Origin of the sequence: Oceanospirillum beijerinckii DSM 7166 (genome assembly GCF_000422425.1) — a bacterium.
GTDB classification, from domain to species: domain Bacteria; phylum Pseudomonadota; class Gammaproteobacteria; order Pseudomonadales; family Halomonadaceae; genus Oceanospirillum; species Oceanospirillum beijerinckii.
In genome coordinates this window covers 1-4,081 of the sequence record NZ_AULT01000091.1, presented here as the reverse complement: position 1 = coordinate 4,081, position 4,081 = coordinate 1, and the positions used below count along the sequence as shown (strand labels likewise).

The following is a 4,081-nucleotide window of genomic DNA, read 5'->3' as shown; positions in this document are numbered from 1 at the left end:
TTTCGCCACCTGCATGAGCTGGAAGAGATTCCACCCCGCCTCAGGGAAAAAGTGTTTTTAAGTCTGTTTGAAAAAGCCAATATTGCTCAATTTCAACCAGAAGAACGCCAAGCCTACGAGTCTAGTCTGAAGTATTACCGTGATTTAAAAAATGTCATTGATACGGCCCGAGACGAAGGACGTGAAGAAGGACGTGAAGAAGGGCTTGAGGAAGGTGAACAGATCGGCTATGAAAAAGCTCAATCTGAAGCACATCAGAAAATGGCATTAGCTGTAATGAACTTAGTAAAACTTGGCCTACCAGACCAACAGGTCGCAGAAGCCTTTCAGCTTAGCGTGGATGAAATCCAGGAGATTAAGCAGTATTACCAATGAAAAAACCAGGACAGCCATTATTTAGGACATGATTTGATGGCTGCCCTTGGTGACAGGTAGTAACTCCTATGGCTGAAAATGGATGTTCTTTAACCGTGTTTAACTTGGCCCTAACCCCGACCCGACCATTTTTCTGAATGGTTAAAACACGCTTAAAGTGTATACCGTTTAAAGATCACGGCGGCATTGACACCACCAAAGCCAAAACCGTTACAAAGCACATGATCCACTTGGTTTTCTCGGGCGGTATGGGGAATGAGATCAAGATCAGCCATGCTGGTATCGACGTTATCTAAATTCAGTGTGGGCGGTAAAACACCAGAGCGTAGTGCCTGAACGCTAAATATCGCTTCTACGCCTCCGGCAGCCCCCAGTAAATGTCCGGTGGCAGACTTGGTCGCTGAAATGGGTACTTGGGTAATATCATCGGCAAAGATCTGGCGTAATGCGTTAATTTCCCCTTTATCCCCTACCGGAGTCGAGGTGGCATGAGCATTAACGTAGCCTATATCAGCCGCTTTAAGCTTGGCCATTTTTAATGCTGACTTTATCGCTCTTGCGGCACCGTCACCGTTTTCAGGCCCTGAGGTCAGATGGTAGGCATCGGCACTGGTGCCATAACCAACAATTTCGGCTAATGGTGTTGCTCCACGGTTTAACGCATGTTCCAGGCTTTCAATCACCAGTAATCCTGCACCTTCTCCCATCACAAAGCCATCTCGTGCCTGATCAAAAGGGCGGGACGCGGCTGTTGGTTCAGCATTGTGGGTGGACAAGGCTTTTAGGGCACTAAATCCTGCTAGGGATAAAGGATCAATACAGGCTTCTGTGCCACCTGCCAGCACGACATCGGCTTCTCCGTTACGGATTAGGCGCATACCGTCACCGATGGCTTGAATACCGGCGGCACAGGCTGTAACCGGTGTGCCGATAGGCCCTTTAAAGCCGTACTTTATTGAGACGTTGCCCGCGGCTAAATTGGCTAAAAATGCGGGGACTGTAAAAGGGGATAACTTACGAGGGCCAGAATGATCAAGCACCTCTTTGGCATGGGTAATGGTTGGGAAGCCACCAATGCCTGTGGCGATCACCGTGGCTGTAGCGGCTTGTTCGTCTTCGCTTTCAGGTTTCCAGTTCGCTTGAGCTAATGCATCATCTGCGGCGGCTAAAGCAAATAAGGTGAACAGATCAACACGCCGCCGTTCTTTAACCGATAAAAAGTTTGATTCGATCAGGGCGTTATCCTGTTCGCCATTACGTGGCACCTGACCGGCAATTTTAGTGGTTAAACCCTCAGGCAGATCTTCTTTTATCCAATCGATGCCTGATTCACCTGAGATTAGACGTTGCCACACAGATGCCACGCCACAACCCAGTGGCGATACGATGCCCATTCCTGTGATAACAATTCGGTTTGCCTGTGACATATGATTTCCTTTAGCTGAATACCCAGCATTATTTCGACTGACAGGGTAATCATGTTAAGGTAAGTCTTAATATGATCAAGATAATATAAAAACCAACATAGGCTTCTTATTCCACCGGGAGATCACCTTGCCTTACTCTGCAGACCACAAAAAGCAAAGCCGTGAACGTATTCTTTTATCCGCCATTGATCTGTTTTGTCGCAGAGGTTTTGATCAGGTATCGATTGCGCAGATTATGCAACACGCTGAGATGACCCATGGTGCGTTTTACGCTCACTTTAGCTCTAAGGTCAATTTGTACGCCGAGGCGATACTCACGGCAGGCAAACACTCTTTATTGGTCAGGGAAGGCGGTGATCTTGATAAAGAGAAGATGCGCTATCTGGTTAGCGAGTACCTGAGCATGGAACATGTCAGACAAGAGGGCTACGCTTGCCCATTAGCATTTTTATCGACCGATGTGGCTCATAGAGACAGCCAGGTCAGAGCGAGCTATGAAAAAGTGTTTAATGGCATGGTTACCCGATTAGCACAGGCATTAGAAGCCACAGGCAAAAGCATGCAAACCGCACGTGCACAAGCCCAATACCTGGTAGTGACTATGGTGGGTACGGTGTCTATTGCCAGAAGCTTAACGGATACGGAGAGCCAAAAGGCTTTACTGGAGAATTCCAAAACAAGCCTGTTTGCCATGCTGGCAGATTAGGGCTTCTGCTCCCGCTTTTGAAAAAGTGGCGGGTTTATACAATGCCGGAACGTAGGATATCAATAAGATGCTCTCTGACCATTCAATCAGGAGAGTTATCATGTCCGAAGTCTTAAAAGCAGCTTTTATTTTTATCGCCCCACAAGCCTCTGCTCAACAGCATTACAGCTGGGTAAAAACCCCTCAGGTCGAAGTAAAAATGCTCGCCGTTTCTGACTACCAACAGGCTTGCGATCAGATCGATGCTTTGATCGAAGAAGGTATGGTCGCAATTGAACTTTGCGCGGGTTTTGGTCATCAGGGCGTTGCTGCAATCAGCGAGAAAGCGGATGGCCGTGTGCCTGTCGGTGTTGTCCGTTTTGATCATCATCCAGGTTTAAGCTACAACACGGGCGACAACCTGTTCAGATAAATCTTTTTCCCTCTCTTATCAAAGAGAGGGTATCATTCTCACCGGTGACCTGTTCAGACCGAGTTTATGCAACAAAATACCCTTTATATGCCAGATTATCTTGATCCCTTTGTGCGTCAGATCTGGCTCTGGCAATCAGAAATATCAGAAGCACTTCCCGTAATACTGCCGGGTACAGGCACAGAGCTGATATTTAACCTGGGGGCACCGATTGAGCTGACTCTGAATGGAGAAACCCGTCATCTATATCAGGATGCGATCATCATCTGTCCCAGAAAACACCGCATCACGCTAAGCGCTCATAGCAAGGTTCGCCTGCTATCTGTGCGTTTTCGCTCATCGGGCTTCTATCAAATGTTCAGAATCCCTATGACAGAACTGACGGATCATCTGTTTTCATTCAGCGAATGCTTCTCCTCTGATCAGTTACCGCCTATTTTTGATCCAGAGTTATCCAATCAACAATGCATTTTGCATCTGAAACAATGGTTGGAACAAAGACTGGAGCAGATGAAATCTCCCAATGCGTTCTCTGGCATCGTAGATCAGGTTTATTATCGCTACGGAGGTGATGGGCTGGCAGAGATCAAAACGCAAGCGGCCTGTAGTGAGAGAAGCTTTCAGAGAAAATTTCGCCTGTTAACCGGCGTTGATGCCAGATACTTTTCCCGCACGGCCCGCTTTCAGCACACTCTCAAGCACCTGTTAAAGCATAAAAAAAGACACTTTTCAGATGCCCCGGGTGACCATACTTTTTACGATCAGGCCCACTTTATTAAGGAATTCCGGCATTTTACCGGCCAACCTCCGATGGAATACCTGAAAGGTCATCACTCTGGTCTGAATTATTACTCTGACACTCCAGAGGTAAGTTGGCCTGCTTAGGTAAAAAGGAAAAGATTAATGGAAGGCTCAGGCAGTGGCAAATCCGGCGCAAATCCGGGATACCCATTAAATGATTCAACAACGCCTGTACCTTGCCTCCTACTATCGATACAAGGGATAATCATCAGCATCCGCAGCACGACCCCAAGGCAGAGCCGTGAAAGAAAAATACATCAACCTGTTTACAGATTTCGGCTTTAAAAAAGCCTTTGGTGAGGAAGCTAGCAAAATTCACTTGATTAGCTTTTTGAATACGCTGCTACCTGAACACCACCA

General features: G+C 47.1%; 6 protein-coding genes. 5 read left to right on the top strand and 1 reads right to left on the bottom strand.

Annotated features, from left to right (window positions below):
- Positions 1-375 (top strand): PD-(D/E)XK nuclease family transposase (locus tag H579_RS0118455; protein WP_028301891.1); only part of this gene is annotated, 375 nt, incomplete at its 5' end.
- A gap of 152 nt (positions 376-527) precedes the next feature.
- On the opposite strand, the gene fabF is transcribed toward H579_RS0118455, so the two are convergent.
- A complete protein-coding gene (gene fabF / locus H579_RS0118450; protein ID WP_028301890.1) occupies positions 528-1,802 on the bottom strand; it encodes a beta-ketoacyl-ACP synthase II in 1,275 nt (424 codons plus the stop codon).
- A gap of 127 nt (positions 1,803-1,929) precedes the next feature.
- Here fabF and H579_RS0118445 point away from each other — a divergent pair, with 127 nt between their 5' ends.
- The 4 genes from H579_RS0118445 to H579_RS30165 form a co-directional block, all read left to right on the top strand.
- Positions 1,930-2,508, top strand: a complete 579-nt coding sequence (locus H579_RS0118445; RefSeq protein ID WP_028301889.1) for a TetR/AcrR family transcriptional regulator — start codon at positions 1,930-1,932, stop codon at positions 2,506-2,508.
- A gap of 100 nt (positions 2,509-2,608) precedes the next feature.
- Positions 2,609-2,920, top strand: a complete 312-nt coding sequence (locus H579_RS0118440) for a DUF6506 family protein (protein WP_028301888.1) — start codon at positions 2,609-2,611, stop codon at positions 2,918-2,920.
- A 66-nt stretch (positions 2,921-2,986) separates the two neighbouring features.
- Complete coding sequence (locus H579_RS0118435) at positions 2,987-3,805, top strand: helix-turn-helix domain-containing protein (RefSeq protein ID WP_051227879.1); 819 nt, start codon at positions 2,987-2,989, stop codon at positions 3,803-3,805.
- 157 nt (positions 3,806-3,962) lie between these two features.
- A partial coding sequence (locus H579_RS30165) for an Rpn family recombination-promoting nuclease/putative transposase (protein WP_245583306.1) occupies positions 3,963-4,081 on the top strand: 119 nt, incomplete at its 3' end.